Source organism: Bradyrhizobium iriomotense (assembly GCF_030160715.1).
Taxonomy (GTDB): Bacteria; Pseudomonadota; Alphaproteobacteria; order Rhizobiales; family Xanthobacteraceae; genus Bradyrhizobium; species Bradyrhizobium iriomotense.
The window spans coordinates 65,707-81,311 of record NZ_BSOW01000020.1; the positions used below are offsets into that span (position 1 = coordinate 65,707).

The 15,605-nt window shown below is 63.3% G+C and carries 17 protein-coding genes, 1 tRNA gene and 1 pseudogene; 14 read left to right on the forward strand and 5 right to left on the reverse strand.

Annotated elements, in window-relative coordinates; translation table 11 throughout:
* Nucleotides 1-191: 191 nt before the first annotated feature.
* Nucleotides 192-1,955: an adenylate/guanylate cyclase domain-containing protein gene (locus QQL28_RS26765; protein WP_284270287.1), complete on the forward strand. Its 1,764-nt coding sequence runs from the start codon at nt 192-194 to the stop codon at nt 1,953-1,955.
* 178 nt (nt 1,956-2,133) lie between these two features.
* On the opposite strand, the gene QQL28_RS26770 is transcribed toward QQL28_RS26765, so the two are convergent.
* A complete protein-coding gene (locus tag QQL28_RS26770) occupies nt 2,134-2,487 on the reverse strand; it encodes an MmcQ/YjbR family DNA-binding protein (RefSeq protein WP_284270290.1) in 354 nt (117 codons plus the stop codon).
* Between the two features lie 146 nt (nt 2,488-2,633).
* On the opposite strand from QQL28_RS26770, the gene QQL28_RS26775 reads away from it, so the two are divergent.
* The 4 genes from QQL28_RS26775 (at nt 2,634) to QQL28_RS26790 (ending at nt 6,632) form a co-directional block, all read left to right on the forward strand.
* Entirely contained in the window at nt 2,634-3,797 is a 1,164-nt protein-coding gene (locus QQL28_RS26775) for an MFS transporter (RefSeq protein WP_284270292.1), read from the forward strand.
* Between the two features lie 101 nt (nt 3,798-3,898).
* Nucleotides 3,899-5,560, forward strand: a complete 1,662-nt coding sequence (locus tag QQL28_RS26780; RefSeq protein WP_284270294.1) for an acetolactate synthase large subunit — start codon at nt 3,899-3,901, stop codon at nt 5,558-5,560.
* Nucleotides 5,561-5,592: 32 nt separating this feature from the next.
* A complete protein-coding gene (locus QQL28_RS26785) occupies nt 5,593-5,934 on the forward strand; it encodes a Lin0512 family protein (RefSeq protein ID WP_284270296.1) in 342 nt (113 codons plus the stop codon).
* Nucleotides 5,935-5,939: 5 nt separating this feature from the next.
* The gene (locus QQL28_RS26790) at nt 5,940-6,632 is read left to right on the forward strand and encodes a GNAT family N-acetyltransferase (RefSeq protein WP_284270298.1); all 693 of its coding nucleotides are present in this window, start codon (nt 5,940-5,942) and stop codon (nt 6,630-6,632) included.
* Between the two features lie 45 nt (nt 6,633-6,677).
* Here QQL28_RS26790 and QQL28_RS26795 read toward each other — a convergent pair whose 3' ends face one another.
* A complete protein-coding gene (locus QQL28_RS26795) occupies nt 6,678-7,223 on the reverse strand; it encodes a hypothetical protein (RefSeq protein WP_284270300.1) in 546 nt (181 codons plus the stop codon).
* 257 nt (nt 7,224-7,480) lie between these two features.
* Between QQL28_RS26795 and QQL28_RS26800 the strand changes: the two genes are divergently transcribed.
* Both QQL28_RS26800 and QQL28_RS46195 read left to right on the forward strand, forming a co-directional pair.
* On the forward strand, nt 7,481-7,636 hold the full coding sequence (locus QQL28_RS26800; RefSeq protein ID WP_284270302.1) for a hypothetical protein: 156 nt from the start codon (nt 7,481-7,483) through the stop codon (nt 7,634-7,636).
* Nucleotides 7,614-7,811, forward strand: a pseudogene (locus tag QQL28_RS46195) (penicillin-binding protein); the annotation flags it as partial. The gene QQL28_RS26800 and the pseudogene QQL28_RS46195, both read left to right, overlap by 23 nt.
* Before the next feature lie 75 nt (nt 7,812-7,886).
* On the opposite strand, the gene QQL28_RS26805 reads toward QQL28_RS46195, so the two are convergent.
* On the reverse strand, nt 7,887-9,227 hold the full coding sequence (locus QQL28_RS26805) for an RtcB family protein (protein ID WP_284270304.1): 1,341 nt from the start codon (nt 9,225-9,227) through the stop codon (nt 7,887-7,889).
* A 148-nt stretch (nt 9,228-9,375) separates the two neighbouring features.
* Here QQL28_RS26805 and QQL28_RS26810 point away from each other — a divergent pair, with 148 nt between their 5' ends.
* From QQL28_RS26810 to QQL28_RS26825, 4 genes are read left to right on the forward strand one after another with little or no spacing between them, the layout of a single operon-like run.
* Nucleotides 9,376-9,723: an ArsR/SmtB family transcription factor gene (locus QQL28_RS26810; RefSeq protein WP_284270306.1), complete on the forward strand. Its 348-nt coding sequence runs from the start codon at nt 9,376-9,378 to the stop codon at nt 9,721-9,723.
* Nucleotides 9,724-9,734: 11 nt separating this feature from the next.
* Nucleotides 9,735-10,268, forward strand: coding sequence for an SRPBCC family protein (locus QQL28_RS26815; protein WP_284270308.1), 534 nt, complete (start codon nt 9,735-9,737; stop codon nt 10,266-10,268).
* A gap of 33 nt (nt 10,269-10,301) precedes the next feature.
* On the forward strand, nt 10,302-11,048 hold the full coding sequence (locus QQL28_RS26820) for a DUF899 domain-containing protein (RefSeq protein ID WP_284270310.1): 747 nt from the start codon (nt 10,302-10,304) through the stop codon (nt 11,046-11,048).
* The gene (locus QQL28_RS26825; RefSeq protein ID WP_284270312.1) at nt 11,045-11,299 is read left to right on the forward strand and encodes a hypothetical protein; all 255 of its coding nucleotides are present in this window, start codon (nt 11,045-11,047) and stop codon (nt 11,297-11,299) included. The genes QQL28_RS26820 and QQL28_RS26825 overlap by 4 nt, the downstream gene beginning before the upstream one ends.
* Before the next feature lie 59 nt (nt 11,300-11,358).
* Here QQL28_RS26825 and QQL28_RS26830 read toward each other — a convergent pair whose 3' ends face one another.
* On the reverse strand, nt 11,359-12,684 hold the full coding sequence (locus QQL28_RS26830; RefSeq protein WP_284270314.1) for a TROVE domain-containing protein: 1,326 nt from the start codon (nt 12,682-12,684) through the stop codon (nt 11,359-11,361).
* A 258-nt stretch (nt 12,685-12,942) separates the two neighbouring features.
* Nucleotides 12,943-13,047, reverse strand: a tRNA-Ser gene (locus tag QQL28_RS26835).
* 857 nt (nt 13,048-13,904) lie between these two features.
* Between QQL28_RS26835 and QQL28_RS26840 the strand changes: the two genes are divergently transcribed.
* The 3 genes from QQL28_RS26840 (at nt 13,905) to QQL28_RS26850 (ending at nt 15,603) form a co-directional block, all read left to right on the forward strand.
* Entirely contained in the window at nt 13,905-14,564 is a 660-nt protein-coding gene (locus QQL28_RS26840; RefSeq protein ID WP_284270434.1) for a DUF429 domain-containing protein, read from the forward strand.
* Between the two features lie 99 nt (nt 14,565-14,663).
* The gene (locus QQL28_RS26845; RefSeq protein WP_284270316.1) at nt 14,664-14,810 is read left to right on the forward strand and encodes a hypothetical protein; all 147 of its coding nucleotides are present in this window, start codon (nt 14,664-14,666) and stop codon (nt 14,808-14,810) included.
* Between the two features lie 88 nt (nt 14,811-14,898).
* A complete protein-coding gene (locus QQL28_RS26850; protein WP_284270317.1) occupies nt 14,899-15,603 on the forward strand; it encodes a glutathione S-transferase family protein in 705 nt (234 codons plus the stop codon).
* Nucleotides 15,604-15,605 lie beyond the last annotated feature (2 nt).

Here is a 15,605-nt window from a genome sequence, read left to right on the forward strand (position 1 = left end):
TGGCCGATCACCCTTGCGGGCAGTGGGCAGATGAGGCGGACACATCGGCTTTTGAGCGCGAACCAGAAATCAAATGCTCGCCCAAACCGGACATGGATGCCTTGTGCTGTGCCGTTGGATGTAATTCAATTTTTGAGATGCGGCGCCACCAAGTGGCGGGATAGGCTGCCAGCCGGATCGAGGGCCGTATTTTGGCAAAGCCGATTGATACTGAGCGCAGGCTGGTCGCTATTTTTGCGGCCGATGTCGAAGGATACACCCGCCTGATGGGAGCCGACGAGGTCGGCACCATGCGGGATTTGACCCAGCGGCGACGAACTCTTGACGGTCTAATCGCCTCCCATCGCGGTCGGATAGCAAATACCGCGGGGGACAGCGTGCTGGCGGAGTTCGGCAGTGCCGTTGACGCAGTTCGATGTGCCGTCGAGGCGCAGGAGGCGCTTACCGAAGCCAATGGCGGGCTGTCCCCGGACCGGCAGATCAACTTTCGGATCGGCGTTCACGTTGGCGACGTCATGATCAGGGGCGGCGACCTCTTCGGAGATGCTGTGAACGTCGCTGCACGGCTGCAAACGCTCGCCAGCGCGGGCGGCACCTGCATCTCCGGTGTGACGCACGCTCAGGTCAGAAAACTTCTGCCTTATGCCTTCGTTGACCTTGGTCCTCAACAGGTCAAGAACCTCGAAGAGCCGATTCAGACTTTTGCCGTAACTGCGAAGGGCTCGTCGCCCAACGCGGCTTCATCGAATGCCTCGGTGCCACTTACGCTCCCGGACAAGCCGTCGATCGCGGTTCTGCCGTTCCAAAACATGAGCGGGGATCCGGAACAGGAGTATTTTGCTGACGGAATGGTGGAAGAGATCACTACAGCGCTCTCCCGGTTCAAGGCGCTGTTTGTCATCGCGCGTAATTCGAGTTTTACTTACAAAGGCAGAGCCGTCGATATCAAACAGGTCGGGCGCGAGCTTGGCGTCCGCTACATTCTCGAAGGTAGCGTTCGCAAAGCTTCCGGAAGAGTTCGCATTACCGGGCAATTGATCGATGCGGCGATCGGGTCCCACCTTTGGGCGGATCGCTTTGAAGGTGACCTAAGAGATGTTTTTGCCCTTCAGGATCAGATGACGGAGAGCGTGGTCTCCGCAATCGCGCCGAGATTGTTGCAGGCTGAAATCGAACTGGCGACGCGGCGGCGACCAGACAACCTCAGCGCTTATGACATTTATCTCAGAGCGGCAGCGCGGCTTTATTCTTATACCCGCGAGGGTTCAACCGAGGCCCTGCAGCTATTGTATCGTGCTTTGGAGATCGACCCTCGGTATGGCGTTGCGGCGTCACTGGCAGCAAGTTGCCATCTTCACAATATCAGTCACGGATGGGCCGTCGATCCGAAGTCTACGATTGAAGAAGCGACGCGGCTTTCGCGATTGGCACTAAATGTTGACGAGAATGATCCGGAGGCATTGGCTATTGCCGGTCGCGTAACGGCCTTCTCTGGCGATATCGATGCTGCTATCGAGCTAGTAGACCGGGCGGTCGCTCTCAATCCAAATTCAGCCAATGCATGGAACCGAAGAGGCTTGACCTATCGGCATGTTGGACAGCCCGATGAAGCACTTCGGAGTTTTGAGCGCGCTATCCGCCTGAGCCCAGTCGACCCCTGGATTTTCTTGATGTTCACGGGAATGGGGATTGCCTTCATTGACCTTCAGCGCTTCGATGAGGCGGCCGCGTTTGCAAGGAAAGCTCTTCGCAAGAACCAAGTTTCTTCGATGGTTTATCGCTGCCTCGCGGTCGCCTTGGCGCATCTCGGACGCGAGGCAGAAGCGAAAGAGGCAGTTACCCACATGCTTCAACTCGAGCCCAACTTTCGCATTGCTGAATGGGTAGCCCGCACCAGTTCGTCAAAGCTCGAGGTATTTATCGAGGGTCTGCGTAAAGCAGGACTTCCTGAATGAGTGACAATGCTGGCATATTGCCAGTGATTTGCCCGACGCGTCAAGTTGTTTTCGTAAAATCCGCAATGCGCGATCCGGCGGCCGTCGACTCCTTTGCATGGGGTTGTTTTTCATATTTTGCCGTGGCGTGCCGTGAGGGAGGCCAATCTGGGGGCCACACTCCTGCGCGCATCGTCATTTACCCCAGCCGCAACTCCTTCCGCGCCTTGCGCGTCAGCTTTGCGACCACGAGCGCGTGCGCCTGGTCGAGATAGGCGGCAAGCTCGGAGTCGGGCAGGGCCTCGTTGTCGACGAGTTGCACCCATTTGGCTCGCGCGAGATAGGGCGCGGGGCGCGCAAGACCCTGCTCGATCAGCATCGCGTAGGCCATGTTCGACGTCTTGAACATGAAGCCGCCGGAGCTCTCGACGAAGCCGCGCGCGAGCGCGAACATCTTGCCGCCGACCTTGAACACCGAGGTGCCTTCCCATTGCACCACCTTGGTTGCGGCGGGCAGTCGCAGGCAATGGGCTTCGAAGCGTTTGGGAGTCATGTCAGGGTCAAAAGAGGGCCGGGGCAAGATCATTGGCCGAGTGCGTGAAGCTCGACAAGCCGAAACTTCCGTGCGTCTTCACAGTTTTGCCCGAGGCACGCATTACCTGCAGCTTCTCACGAATCCACAGGCATCGCGGAGTTCCCATGCACACGCTGTCAGCCGACCGGCCGGCCACCCGGCTCGCGACACGCCTGTCCTTCCTCGTCGCGGGCTTCGGCATCGCCTGCTGGGCGCCGCTGGTGCCATTTGCCAAGGAACGGCTCGCGGTCGACGACGGCATCCTCGGCCTGCTCCTGCTCTGCCTCGGCATCGGCTCGGTCGCGGCGATGCTGCTGACGGGTGCCTTGAGCACGCGTTATGGCAGCAAGCCGATCATCCTCATTGGCGGCATTGGCCTCGCCGTGATCCTGCCGTGGCTCGTGGTCGCAAGCACGCCGGCCGCACTCGGTCTGGTCCTGTTCGGCTTCGGCGCCGCGCTCGGCTCGATCGACGTCGCCATGAATATTCACGCGGTTGAGGTCGAGCGCGCCGCGCATCGCCCGCTGATGTCCGGCTTCCACGCGTTGTTCAGCATTGGCGGCTTTGCCGGATCGAGCCTGATGACGCTGCTGCTGTCGATCCATCTCGGCCCGCTTGCGAGCACGCTGATCGCCTCGGCTCTGATGCTGGCGGCGATGATCGCGGCCTGGCCGCTCCTGCTGCGCAGCGCACAGGCGCAGGACGGACCGTTGTTCGTCCTGCCGCACGGCATCGTGCTGCTGCTCGCGCTGCTTGCCGCTGTTACCTTTCTCGTCGAAGGCGCCGTGCTCGACTGGGGCGCGCTGCTCATCGTCGGCGCCGGCCTCGTGCCGGACACGCAAGGCGGGGTCGGCTACATGCTGTTCTCGATCGCGATGACCGCAGGACGGCTCGGCGGCGATGCCGTGGTGGCGCGGGTCGGCGATCGCGCCACGTTGATCGTCGGCAGCCTGCTGGCGATCGCCGGCTTCGTCGTTCTGCTGACTGCGCCGATCGCCGCCATCGCGATGGCCGGGTTCGTCCTCATCGGCCTTGGTGCCTCGAACCTGGTGCCGGTGCTGTTTCGCCGCGCGGGCTCGCAACGAGCCATGCCCGCGGGCCTTGCCGTCGCTGCAATCACCACCGCGGGTTATGCCGGCGTTCTGGTCGGGCCTGCCGGTGTCGGCTTCGTGGCGCGGATCGCGAGCCTGCCGATGGCGTTTGCCATGCTCGGAGCGCTCTTGTGCCTCGTGACGCTAACCGCGGGGATCGTGACGTCGGGCGACCGCTCAAGCGGTCGCAGCCGCTAGCGCGGCCCGCCGCATTGTGAGTTGAGTTGTCATCACGGGCGGCTACCATGCCGTTCAAGCTTTCCGGCGGAATGCCGGAGACATCGTTGAGGGGAGGCGATATGAGCGGCCAGGCACGGGTGGTGAAGGGATCGGATCTGTTTGTCGCGGCGCTCGAGAATGAGGGCCTCGACCGCATCTTCGGCGTTCCCGGCGAGGAAAATCTCGACCTGGTCGAGTCCCTGCGCAACTCCAAGATCGAATTGATCCTGACCCGCCACGAGCAGGCCGCAGCCTTCATGGCCGCAACCCACGGCCGGCTGACGGGCAAGCCCGGCGTCTGTCTCTCCACGCTCGGCCCGGGTGCGCTCAACCTGTCGACGGGAGCGGCCTATGCGCATCTCGGTGCGATGCCGATGATCATGATCACCGGCCAGAAGGCGATCATGAGCAGCCGGCAGGCGCGCTTCCAGATCGTCGACGTCGTTGCGAGCATGAAGCCGCTCACGAAACTGGCGCGGCAGATCGTCAGCGCCTCGAGCATTCCAACCGTGGTCCGCGATGCCTTCCGCGTTGCGATGGAGGAGCGGCCAGGGCCGGTGCATCTCGAACTGCCCGAGGACGTCGCGGGCGAGGAGGTGGCGTCCGTGCCGGTGGTCCCGGTGCATCCGATCGAGATTCCCGTCGCCCATCGCGCCGCGCTCGACCGGGCCGCCGAGATGATTTTGGCGGCGAAGCGCCCGCTGGTCATGATGGGCGCGGCGACCAGCCGGCCGCGGTCGACCCACGGCATTGCGAATTTCGTGCGGCGGACGCAGATCCCGTTCTTCACCACGCAGATGGGCAAGGGCACCGTCCCCGGCGGCACCAATCTCTATATGGGCACCGCGGCACTGTCCGAGCGTGACTATGTCCACGAGGCCATCGACGCCGCCGACCTGATCATCGCGATCGGCCACGACGCGATCGAGAAGCCGCCCTTCATCATGGGGCCGTCGGGCCCGAAGGTGATCCACGTCAGCTACACGCCGGCGAGCGTCGAGCAGGTCTATTTCCCCGATGCGGAGGTCGTCGGCGACGTCGGGCCGAGCCTCGAATTGCTCGCCGACCGCCTCGAAGGCCGGTTGCCGGATGCGGGCGCACTGTTGCCGCTGCGCGAGCAGATCCTCAGCCACATCGCCGATCGCGCGACTGAATCGCGTTGGCCGCCGACGCCGCAAAGAATCGTGCACGACATCCGGCAGGTGATGCCGGAGAACGGCATCGTCGCGCTCGACAACGGCATGTACAAGATCTGGTTCGCACGCAACTACCGCACCAGGGTCGCCAACACGCTGCTGCTCGACAATGCGCTGGCGACGATGGGCGCCGGGCTGCCGTCGGCGATGATGGCCGCGATGCTGTATCCCGAGCGCCGCGTGCTGGCGGTCGCCGGCGACGGCGGTTTCATGATGAACAGCCAGGAGATGGAGACCGCCGTCCGGCTCAAGCTCAACCTCGTCGTGCTGATCCTTCAGGACAACGCCTACGGCATGATCCGGTGGAAGCAGGCGGTCGATCACTTTGCCGATTTCGGCCTGACGTTCGGCAATCCCGACTTTGTCCTGTACGCGAAATCCTATGGCGCCAAGGGTCATCGCGTTGAGACGATCGACAGTTTCGTGCCGACGCTCGATACCGCCTTCACGGAGGGCGGCGTGCACCTGATCTCGATCCCGATCGACTATTCGGAGAACGTGCGGGTGCTGGTCGATGAGTTGAGGGCCCGCGACAAGCAGGCGTAGCTGCAAGACATGCACTCAAAAGAGGAATTGAAATGATCCGCGTGCGCTGTATCACCGAGATGGGCATGGGCGTCGACGTCCATGGCAAGGACGCGACCAAGGCGGCCAAGCGCGCGGTGTCGGACGCGATCAGGCATTCGAGCCTCGGATTCTTCCGCATGCTCGGCAAGACCGCCAACGACATGTTCGTCGACGTCACGATTGCGGTGCCGAACCCGGAAGCGGTCGATAGGGACGCTGTGGCCAAGGAGCTGCCCTACGGCACCGTGACCGTCAACGCCGTCAAGGGCGGCCTCGAAATTCCGGCCGAGCAGGGCAGCGATGCCATCATCATCGCCAATGCGGCCGTGATCGTGAGCCTCGATAAGGAATAGAGCCCGTGTCCGATTCCGATTTGGCGCTGCTGGACCGGCCGATCTGGAGCGCACTGACGACACGACAGCGGGACCTGGCGCAGGGCGGTGCGCGGGCGCTGCGCTTTCCCTCGGCGATCGGTCCCTTCGCCGACATGGTCGATCTGTCGGCCGCGAGCTTTGCGGCTCTTGGCGAGTTGATGGCGCCGTCCGAATATGTGGTGCTGTTCACCCATGACGCGGTGACCGCGCCTTCCGGCTTCAAGGTGCTGCTGGCCGAGACAGGCGAGCAGATGATCGGCACACCCGCCGAGAGCCCGCTCCACGATGCCGAGATCATAACGCTCGGCGTCGATGACGTTCCGGCGATGGTGGCGTTGACCGCGTTGACGAGGCCCGGCCCGTTCAGCAAGCGGACGCACGAGCTCGGGACGTTTCTCGGCATCCGGGTTGGTGGCGAGCTGGTCGCGATGGCCGGCGAGCGGATGAAGCCCGGCAATTTCACGGAGATGACGGCGATCTGCGTGCATCCCGACCATCGCGGACGCGGCTATGCGCAGGCGCTGCTTGGAGCGATTGGGCGCCAGGTCGTGGCGCGGGGCGAAACGCCTTTCTTGCACGTGTTTTCCAACAACGCGTCGGCGATCGCGCTCTACCAGCGGCAGGGGATGAGCATCCGCCGCGGCCTGCATGTGACCGTGCTCCAGAAGGAGGGATGAGGCCCGGTGGCGGTTGCGACCGAGCCTTGCAGACCTGCCTTGGGCTCAGGTCCTGTAGTCAACGAGCAGCGAGCTCGATGCGGAAGAGGACGAGGCGCTGCCGCTGGAGCTGTAGGAGGTCGACTGGCTGGTCGCATTCTGGAGCAGTGCGATCAGCTCCTTCATCAGGTCGGCGGTGGTAGTGGACGACGAGCTGGAGGAGCTGGAGGAGCTGGAGTCCGTGCTGCTCGTGCTCGATGAGTCGCTGCTTGCATCCGGCGGCGGAGGGGGAGCGCCGGCGTCGCCGGAGAACGTGTTGGCGAACACGTTCTTGAGCTCGTCCGCCTGATCGCTGGTCAGCTTGCCGCTCGACACCTCGTTCTGGATGAGATCGTCGATCTTCGACTGCATCTCGTCGGGCGAAGGAGGCGTTGAGGCGCTCGAGCTCGATGCATCGCTCTTAAGAGCTGAATCGATGTCATCGAGTGCCGACGAGAGTGCAGAATCGTCGCTTGAGCTGATGGTGCCCGCGGAGACTTCCTTGGTGAGTTCGCTCTTGAGGCGGTCAAGCGGTGAATAGGAACTGGTAGAGGTTGCAGAGATCGAGGTCATTGCCGGTCACCCGTGATGAAGTTGAAAATACGCCTAACATGGGTGTGAGGCTAAAGGTCGCGCGCTTAACAGGGTCTTGCCGGATGCTTGCCGGAAAGGTTGCAGCGCTTTTCGTTGTGTTGCTCGGTCCGGGATGAACACGCGGCGAAACAAAAAAGTCGCTGCTGTCGGCGCGGCCGCGACATCGCGCGGGTGGGCTTCCCCGGAGCCGATTTGTCGTTATATCCATTTCAACCAATTCAGGGAGGCAGCAGCAGATGGATGCCAGGACGCGTGATTTTTCCGCCGCGCGGACGGCGATGCAGCGCTACGTCGATCAGGAGATCGTCGCCGGCGTGTCCTGGGCGGTGCTGCGCGGGCGGGAGGTCGTCGATCAGCAATGCGTGGGCCACCTTCGCCCCGACGCCTTTTGATCCGCCAAATTCGACTGGCGAATTCCAGTGGGGCGGCGTCGCCGGCACGCATTGGTGGATATGCCCCGCGGCCAATACGGCCGGTGTGCTGATGGCACAGCGGGCGATGGGGTTCTGGAATCCGTTCTTCTTCGAATTCAAGCGGCTCGCTTACGAGGCATTGCGGACAGGCTGACGTGCTCCGCGAAGATCGCTGGAAGTGAACGGCGCAAACGAAGTGGGAGGCGTCGCCTCCCACTCACTGTTTGCATCAGTCCTTCCAGGGATCGAACTCGCCTTCGCCGGCCATGGCGACTGCGAACGGTCGCAGCGTGTGCAGCACCTTGACCGTGCCGGCATGCTGAGCGAGCACCTCGGGCAGGCGCCGATAGGCCATCGGGCTTTCGTCGAGGTCGGCACCGATCAGGGTGACGCCGCGCTCGTTCAGCCAGCGGTCCATCTCGACACGGGTGAAGCGTCGCTTCGCCTCCTTGCGTCCGAACAGGCGGCCGGCGCCGTGCACGGTCGAATAGAGCGAAGCCTTCGCCTCGGGACTGTCGACGCCTTCGAGGATCACGGCGTCGTCGCCCATGGAGCCGCCGACAAATCCCCTCTGGCCAGGGAAAGCCGGCGTCGCGCCCTTGCGCACCACCCACAAATCCCGGCCGTCATGCGTCTCGCGCCAGGCATAGTTGTGGTGGTTGTGGATGCGCTCGGTGACGCTGCCGCCGATGATCTGGCGGACGCGCTCCACGACCCACTCGCGGCCTGCATAGGCGTAACGCCCGGCGAGCTGCATCGCCGCGATGTAGCGGCGGCCGAGTTCGGAATCCTCGTCGACGACGGCAGGCGGGACGTTCATCCCGTCCTTGCCGCCGGCGGCCTTCAGGTAGCGCGTCGCCGAGGTATGTCCGAGGCCACGGCTGCCGAAATGGACGCCGATCCAGACAAAACCGTCCTCGTCGCGCATCAGGTCGACATAGTGGTTGCCGGACCCGACCGTCCCGAGTTGGGCGACGGCCTTCTGCCGATAAGCTTCCATGTCGCTCTCGCGCCACGCATCGCCGTCGTCGAACAGCTCGTGCTCGGCGCGCTCGGCGTTGGCCCGGCCGATCCCGAAGGAGATCGTTTTCGCGACGTCGCGGATGATCGTGGGCACGATCGCCGAGATGTGGTCGAAGCGCGTATCGAGCCGCGCGGCCATGTTGCCGCAGCCGATGTCGAAGCCGACGCCGGAGATGCTGATCTGCTTCTCATAGGCGATGACCCCGCCGACCGGCTGGGCGTAGCCGAGATGTCCGTCGGCGCAGATCACGCCGGACACGACGTTGCCGACCGCCATGCAGTTGCGCATCTGCGCCACGGTCGCCTCGTCATGCTCGCCGAAGATCTTCAGCGGTGCATTCTTGAAGCGCTCATCTTGCGGGCGGAGGTTCGCGATCTCGCTCGCGGCCGCGCTGGTTTCACGGGCCAGTTGTTCTTTCCGCGCGGCGTCTCGATAGAGACACCAGGCAGGCTGGCCGCGTCCTTCGCCGACGCGCGAATCCGGATCGACGCCGGCGGCGAGGCACAGTTCGCGGGCACGTTCCTGGTGGGGATCGGGTCGTCGCATGGTCTTGCTCCTACTTCATTCCGCGCGCGCCGTCTGGCTCGCGCGGGTCATTGCCGGCTACTCGAGTTGGTCGGTTCCGCCGGAACTCCGCCAAAAATAATTAAACCAATCGGTTGACAATCCATTTTGGGCGCGTATGTTTAACCACATGGTTGAACAATTCGCGCATCTCGACGCCGTTTTTCATGCCCTCGCGGATCCAACGCGGCGGGCAATGCTTGGTCATCTGGCGGAACGGGAGCTCACGATCGGGGAGCTTGCGACACCGTTCAGCATGAGTTTCGCGGGCGCCTCGAAGCACGTTCGGGTGCTGGAGCATGCAGGCCTCGTCACCCGCACGATCCGCGGCCGTACCCATCTGTGTCGGCTGCAAGCCGCTCGCCTCGCGGAAGCTGATGCCTGGCTGCGGCGTTACGAACGCTTCTGGAATGACAGGCTCGACTCGTTGGAGGCGCTGCTGCGCGCCGAGGACGAAGCGCAGGCAAAAAAGAAGTGAGGAGCAGAACGATGGATGCAAAGACCAAGCCCGATGCCTATGGCGTGCTGATCGAACCTGCGACATTGAGGATCCAGCGCCTGCTTCCCGGACCGATCGAGCGTGTCTGGGCCTATCTGACCGACAGCGACCTTCGCCGCAAATGGCTGGCGGCGGGCGTGATGGAGACGCGGGTCGGTGCGCCCTTCGAGTTCGTCTGGCGCAACGATGAACTCAACGATCCCCCAAGCAAGCGCCCGGCCGGCTTTCCCGAAGAGCATCGGATGCAGAGCCGGATCACCGAGTGCGATCCGCCACGAAAGCTTTCGATTGCCTGGAGCAACAGCGGCGACGTGACCTTCGAGCTGGAGCCGAAGGGAAAAGGCGTGGTCCTCACCGTGATCCATCGTCGTCTGCCCGATCGTCCGACCATGCTCAAGGTCGGCGCCGGCTGGCACATGCATCTCGACATTCTGGTCGCGCGCATCTCTGGCGAGGAGCCGGAGCCGTTCTGGGATGGCTGGGCTCGGCTTCAGCAGGACTACGATCGGCGGTTGCCGGCCTGACGGAACGCACCAAACAACAACAGGAGGTTAGCCATGCAGACTCATGTCGTTTCGGCGCAGGAGTGGGAAGCTGCGCGTCAGCAGTTGCTCGTCAAGGAGAAGGCTGCAACCCGAGCGCGTGACGCACTGGCCGCCGAGCGGCGGCGGATGCCGTGGCTCGCGGTGGAGAAGAGTTACGCCTTCGACGGACCCGAGGGCAAAGCGAGCTTGCTCGACTTGTTCGCGGGCCGCCATCAGCTCATCGTCTATCGCGCTTTTTTCGAGCCGGGCGTGTTTGGTTGGCCCGACCACGCTTGCCGCGGCTGTTCCATGGTGGCCGACCAGGTCGCCCATCTCGCTCATCTGAACGCGCGCGATACCACGCTCGTCTTTGTCTCGCGTGCGCCGCAGGCGGACATCGCACGTCTCAAGGCGCGGATGGGATGGGAGATACCCTGGTACACGATCACGGACGGCTTCGACGCCGACTTCGGCGTGGGCGAGTGGCACGGCACCAACGTGTTTTTCCGCGACGGCAGCAATCTCTTCCGCACCTATTTCATCAACAACCGCGGCGATGAGCAGATGGGAGGTACCTGGAACTACCTCGACATCACACCGCTCGGCCGGCAGGAGGTGTGGGAAGACTCGCCCGAGGGCTATCCCCAGACGCCGACCTACAAGTGGTGGAACTGGCATGACAATTACGAGGCAGGTGCGGCGCCCGACAAGAGATGGGTCGAGGTGTCGGATGCTGGAGAGGCGGCGTTCCGGAAGCAGCAGGCGAGCGCAAAGTCGTGAGCAAGACCGCGGCGATCGGCGCGGCCAATTGGCTACGCCTCGCGGCCGCGCCGACCTTCGCGGTCATGGCGCTGCTGACGGCCGTTCTTGGCGGCGGATCGATGGATGCGTTGTGTTCGACTGCGGGGGCGTCGCCGTTCGGTGGAATGGTCCCGATGTACCTGCTGATGAGCGCGTTCCATTTGGCGCCCTGGCTGAAGTTGATCGGCAGCCGCCCCAGATTGTCTCGCGTGGGTGAAGGCCCAGCGTAAGGCGCAAGATCGAGTGACCCGGGCGCGGGAGACCGCGCCCGGGTCGTTCATGTGACGCATCAGTGCAGCGTCGTCTCCGACGCTGCGATCCACGCGATCACGGCCTCCGAGAAGCCGTTGACTCGGGTCCACGCGCCGTGGCCGACGCCGTGCTGATGCGAGGCGACGTTGACCATCGTGCCGCGTGCCTTGGGCTCGGGCACCTGGTCGTGGCTCTGCTCGTCGGTGAAGACGATCAGGCGATCACCCTTGCGGTCGATTTCCGCAACCGCCTTGCCGAGATACGTCCCGCCATGCGGCTGCGAGTTGATGATCGCATCCCGCAGTGCGAAGCCACGCCGAGGAGGAATCTTCACGACCTCGTTGGAGAAGGTGAAGATCTCGACCTCGTCGCAGATCTCGCGGGCGAGGATCGCAAGACCACACGCGGCTTCCGCGCGGGTCATTTCCGACTGCGCGGAGAGGGCCGCGAACATCGAGCCCGACACGTCGATCAGGAGCCGCGTGCGGCCGGGCAGCCGCACATGATCCTTGATCGACTTCAGCATCGCACCTTCGAGCTCGGGCTCGAAATCCGGCGCGTAGCGCGCGGCCGTGATGAAGCGATAGGGCAGGATACGATCCGTCCGCATCGCCTCGATCGCGCCCGCGATCACCTCGCGCGGCACCTGCGCATTCTGCATCAGTCGCAGGTTGCGCAGGAGCGCCATGCCGCCGAGCTTTTTCTCGGCGATCAGCCGCTCGAAGCTTTCACGCTTGCTCTTGCCGGCCGAGAGCGAAACCTCCCACGTGTCGGGGGAGGCGAGCTCGCCGTCGACGAGCTGCTTCCACACTTTCTCCTGCTCGGCGTCCTTCGGCTTGGCGTGCACCAGGAACAGCACATCCCTGATCCGCACCGCGCCGTCGCGGTCGTACTTCGCGAGCTGATAGGCGTCGAACTTGGTCAGCGCACGGGCAAGGCCCTTCTTGACCTGCGCCGAGACCGGTTGACGCTTGCGCTGCTGCTGCGGGCCGAGCGCGTCCGCCCAGTAGATCGCGAGCAGCTCCGTCATCTCGTCGGGGCGCTGGATCACCTGCGCGAGCGTGTCGGCAACCAGGGCGCGATGCTTCTCGCTACGCGCCATCTCGCGGACCACGAGCAGCGGCGCGTGTCGCAGCTTCATGACCTCGCGCGCCTCGATCGCAAGCTGCGCCACGCGGGCAGGAGCGACCTTCGGCACGAGAGCCTTGATGCGGTCGGCGATGGCGACGCCGTCCTCGTAGAACTGGTTCTCCCAGAGGAGGCAGTTCATCAGCGCGCGCTTCAGCTCCATCTCGGGCGTGAAGCGCACGGCGCGCGCACCCTCACGCGTGAAGGCGCGAACGATCTTGTTGAGCCTGACCATGACGGCCTCCTCTAGGTTGATGGTGGAATGGAAACGGTGCCGGGGAACAAGCGAGGCTGTACTGCCCCTTTCAGGGCTTCACAGAGCGGGCTCAATCTCCCAAGAGAGTCGAGGCACCGCCGTTGCGATCACGAAGTAACAGCGTTCTTCACCACCGGCGGTGGGGATGAAGTGACACGATCCGGGAACAGGCGATTGCTGTGACCCGGCCAACTGACGTTGGCCGGAAAGCGCTCTTTCCACTGAGCTACCGGTGCATGGAACACCGGACGGGATTCGAACCCGCGACCTCTCGCGTTGCAGGCGAAGTAACAGAAATCTTCACCACGGATCGTGATGGGGTTGGCGGGGAACCATCGATGCTGTTGCTGCTCTATCGAGCGGACTGAGCTACGGCATTTCAGCCGGCGGGATACGAACCCGCGACCTCCGTTCTGGCAAGCCAGCACGGCGCTCTAACCGAAGTAACAGACATCTTCACCACCGCCAGGCCGATGCTTTTGGCTTCGGCCTTTGACGGGTACGCTGGGGAACGGGCGATATCGGCGTTCAGTGACGACAACACAGGGTCTTTCCTTGCGGAGAGACTCTGCGCCGGGCCGCGTGCAAGCCTTTTCCGAAGCCGCATCCCGGTGCGTGTGTCAAAGGCGGGAGGCATACCCGCTTTGCCGTGGTGGAGAAGTATCCGACATCTTCACCACCAGCGTCGGTTGAGCCGCGACCGTCGCGGCAAACCGTCTTTAGAAAAAATCGATTGCGGCGCTTTCGACGCGCCGCCATTTGCGAACCCTTGCGAGGTTCGCTCTGCCATCGGTGTCCGGCTCATCGCCTCGTTCCCTCCGGCAGGCCCCGCGCGCTTGGGCACGCGCTTCTCCAGCGCGAGCCCCGGGATCCGGGTCTCCCGTTCCGGCATCGTGCCGGCGTATTCGAACGGGCCGCGCGGAGGGCAACAAAAAACCCTCCGGAGCGGCTGGCTCGGGAGGGTCCGTGAGAAGCGGACTTTCGATCTCGCCGTCAGGCAAGATCGCTCCCATGAGCCGGGCATGCGCTATCGATCGGTCCGAGACCGTTCGACAGTCGTGCAGATCTTTCGTAGCGGTGGTTCATCACTCGGTTCATGGTCTTTTCGCGGACGGAAGTGTTCGCGAGGGCGCGGGACATACGCCCGCAACTTGCGGATGTCAAGCGTGCTCGAAGACTTGCAGCAGACGGAAGAGGGGATGCCAAGCTATCTCGGCCTCGATGGCTTTCGGTTTGGCTGGGTCGCGGCCTGGATCGACGAGCGTGGTGACCACGGCTTTGACTATGCGCCCGGGCTCACGCGCTTGCTCGCGATGCCGCACAAGCGGGCGATGATCGACATGCCCATCGGATTGAAGATGGAAGGCTATCGCGTGTGCGACGTGCGTGCGCGCGAGCTGATTGGTCCTGCGGTTTTCCTCGGCGCGCGTCGAAACCTCTGGACGTTTCCGGACATGGCTGCGGCGAACGAGCATTACTGGCAGCGCAATGACAAAGGCGTGTCGAGCCAGCTATGGAATATCAGGGACAAGATCAGGGAGGTCGACGACGTCATGACGCCGCAGCGCCAGGCGATGATCGGCGAAGCACATCCGGAATTGATCTTCTGGAATCTCGCAGGCACCAAAAAGCTTGACCGAAAGACATCGGCGGCCGGACGCGAGCAGCGCATCGAGCTCCTGGAGAAGCGGGGCTTCGCCAAGATCCGCAAATGGCTGACGCAACGTCACGGCACGGGTATCGGTCGCGATGACCTCATCGATGCCTGTGCCTGTGCAGTGGCCGCGCGCGACAGCACACGGCACGTCGGCGACGATGAGATTGATCCGCGCGGATTGCGAATGGAGATCAACTACTAGATCGGGAAGATTCGGCAATATTTCGGGCGCGCCAGGAACCACGTCAGCCGAGCAGCGTTGGATGCCTGCACTGAAAGGATGGCGCTGAGGGACAATGCGATGAACGACGCCAGTCAATTGGCGACAGCGATGGTTGCGATCACGTTCACGGCCATGCTGCTGATCACGGGGCAATGGTTCGTGGATTACCAATTGGAGCATGAGGCGAGGGCGCCGATTGTCAGGATGGTGGCCCTGCCGCCATAGTGAGGTGCGGGATGAAGCACGCGGCCTTGCGTTGTTGCGCTGCTCGCCTAGATTGAGAGGCGACCCAACACCAAGTCCAAAGGTCCTGATGTCCGATCTCTCAGTCTTCCCGATCACCAAGCGCTGGCCAGCCAAAAATCCCGAGCTCCTTCAACTCTACTCCCTGCCGACGCCGAACGGTGTCAAGGTCTCGATCATGCTTGAGGAGATCGGGCTGCCTTACGAGGTCCATCTCGTCGACTTCGGCAAGGACGACCAGAAGACGGTGGAATTCCTGTCGCTCAATCCGAATGGCAAGATCCCTGCGATCCTCGATCCCAACGGCCCCGGCGGCAAGCCGCTGCCGCTGTTCGAGTCCGGCGCGATCCTGCAATACCTCGCCGAGAAGAGCGGCAAGCTTCTGCCGCAGGACGCGGCACGCCGCTATCAAACCATCCAGTGGGTGCACTTCCAGATGGGCGGCATCGGGCCGATGTTCGGCCAGGTCGGCTTCTTCCACAAATTCGCGGGCAAGGATTTTGAGGACAAGCGGCCGCTCGAGCGCTACGTCGGCGAGTCCAGGCGCCTGCTTGGTGTCATGGAGACGCATCTTGCCGGCCGGCAATGGGTGATGGAGGACGAGTACACCATTGCCGACATTTCCATGCTCGGCTGGGTCCGCAATCTCATCGGATTCTATGGCGCGGGCGATCTGGTCGAGTTCAACAAGTTCAAGGCGGTCGCCGACTGGCTTGAGCGTGGCCTGGCGCGACCGGCAGTGCAGCGCGGACTGAATATTCCGAAGCGTCCGTGAGG